The sequence below is a fragment of the Priestia sp. P5_B4 genome, from assembly GCF_056400385.1.
In genome coordinates this window covers 1-2380 of the sequence record NZ_JBFULJ010000600.1, presented here as the reverse complement: position 1 = coordinate 2380, position 2380 = coordinate 1, and the positions used below count along the sequence as shown (strand labels likewise).

Sequence of the window (2380 nt, the reverse complement as noted above, 5' to 3'; positions counted from 1 at the left end):
CTCTACTTCTTTCACTTTGCTTTTGACGGCTCGTTCTGCAGAACGGAACGTCAGTCTTACTTTAGAGAAGAAATCACCTTTAATCGAAAGCTTGCGCTGCAGTTCTTCTACATCTTGTTTTAATGATTCATGCTCTTCAATCATTTTTTGAAGCACAAGCCCTCCGTTTAACGATGTGAGCTCCATTTCATCAAGCTGATGGCGAATGGCTGTTTTGAGCGTTTCAATTTGCTTCACCGTCTTTTTCTCCGTAGCTCGGAGCTGCTTAACATACTGCTCTGTTTTATAAATAAAGCTGTCTAACCGTTCACGGTCAAACAGTGACTGCTCTTTCTTTTTCATATAATCTTGATACGCTGTGTGTACAGATGACCACTTGATCAGCAGAGACTGATAATTCAACAGCTCATCCTGATGCTCAAGCTTGTACGTCCACATCAGCTGAACAACTACCAATAACAGCGGCAAAAAAGTTCCAGCTTCTCTGCGTTTTGCAATAATTTCATGACTTTCAAAGCTCGCCATTAAAAACAGCGGCGCATTCATACTAAATAGCAGTGCTGGCGGGTAATTAACGGGAATAAAGATACTCATTACGGTTGCCATAAGGTCTGAAATAGCAGGGTATGCGTGCGGAGGAAGCTGTTTGTACAGTTCAATTGTCCCTTTTTTTTGCAGCAGTTTCACAAGTGCTTCCTGCTGATATTCTCCTAATGCATCAATCATTCTTTCCTGATACATGGGGGGCAGCTGTTCAATCCAATTCATCAGCTGCTGCTGAAACACAGCTTGCTGACGATTTGTAGCAATCATGTATTGCGAATCAATTAGATGAAAGAACAGTCGGATTTGATGGCGCATTACGTCTTCCAGCGTATGACAGCGTGCAATTGAAAACAGCTCATTGTATTTAGATACAAGCAAATTTCCAATGTTATCGCTTAACTCGTACAGCTCGCCATTTGTTGTAGCATGGGAAACAGGAAGTTCAAAAAACTTCGCCATTTCAAGCAAAATATGCAGATGCATGTCTACTTCAGGCTGTTTTTCAAGCAATTTCATTTCTTCTATCAATGACGCTTGAAAATCCGTATGCTCCGTTTGCTGATACTGTGCTGACATTTCCGTATAAATGCGGTGGTCACATAACACATAAGCAGCTCTTAGGATATCGCCTTTAGACGTAAGCAACCCATACAATAACTGTTGTCCGTTCATCTTCACACCGTCCTTCATTAAATTTTCTTACTATAGCTTTCTATCATTTTATACTTTTTCTATAAATTCGATGCAATAGTTCAAATTTCCTGTTACCTTTCTTCTTGCTTCCTTAATACAAAGAGTGCCGTCCAACATGACATCAGTGCAGGCGGAATGGTCCAAGTCATATATCGCCACTCACCCGTCACAAGCGCCATAATGAAAAAGATGAGCGGGAAACCTATTAGTACTATGATGATACGTGCTCGGCTTACCGATTTTTTCATAGTGCATCGCCCCTTCTGTTCGTCCCTTATTCCTATAATACCCTTTCGCTTCTATAGTATTAAACACCTTTATAAACCGTTCGTACATTTCTTTGTTTTCTAGACAGTCTATGACATAAGTTTTAAAAAAGAACAGAGGATACCTCTTACTTTGGTGAATCTCGTAAGCAGCTTTTATGTTTTGACAAGCTAAATCGAGAAAAATGTGTTATGGTAAAAGAAAATTTCGTTTTTACTACCTACATTGAAACGAAAGGGTTGATCGTATGAACATTTTTTTGATTGGCGCAAGCGGCAGGACCGGACAGGAATTAATAAAGCAAGCGATTAAAAACGGACATTATGTAAAAGCATTTGTGCGAAATCCATCTAAGCTTAAGATAACGCATGCGAACGTACACATCATACAAGGCGACGTGCTTGATTATTATGAAGTGTGTCAGGCCATGCGAGGGTGTGATGCAGTAATTTCTTGTCTTGGAACCGAAAATCTAGGGCATTCTACCCTTTTAGTAGAAACGACAAATCTGCTGATTCAATGTATGAATGAAAACGGAATTCAGCGTATCGCCTACACGGCTTCTGCCGGAATCGACGGAGAAATTCCAGGCATGACGGGCTGGCTTGCTCAGCGTATTTTAAAAAATGTGCTTCGCGATCATCACGAAGCCGTGAAGCTCTTGAAGGTAAGCGGGCTCGACTGGACTGTTGCTCGACCAATGGGTTTAACGGGCGRTCCATTAACTACGTATTATCGTATAGGAGAAGCTAGCATACCAGAAAACGGACGCAACATCAGCCGTTCTGACGTCGCTCACTTTCTTCTTCAAGCCGTAGAAAACAACAGGCATATAAAAAAATCACTAAGTCTTTCGTATTAAGTGTTCTAAAGG

General features: G+C 41.0%; 2 protein-coding genes. One reads left to right on the top strand and one right to left on the bottom strand.

The annotated features are described in order from the left end of the window. Positions 1-1218, bottom strand: a 1218-nt coding sequence (locus AC1DRF_RS23515; RefSeq protein ID WP_477741832.1) for a hypothetical protein, incomplete at its 3' end; no start/stop codon positions are given. A gap of 535 nt (positions 1219-1753) precedes the next feature. Between AC1DRF_RS23515 and AC1DRF_RS23510 the strand changes: the two genes are divergently transcribed. Beyond that, entirely contained in the window at positions 1754-2368 is a 615-nt protein-coding gene (locus AC1DRF_RS23510; protein ID WP_477741831.1) for an NAD(P)-dependent oxidoreductase, read from the top strand. Positions 2369-2380: the final 12 nt, after the last annotated feature.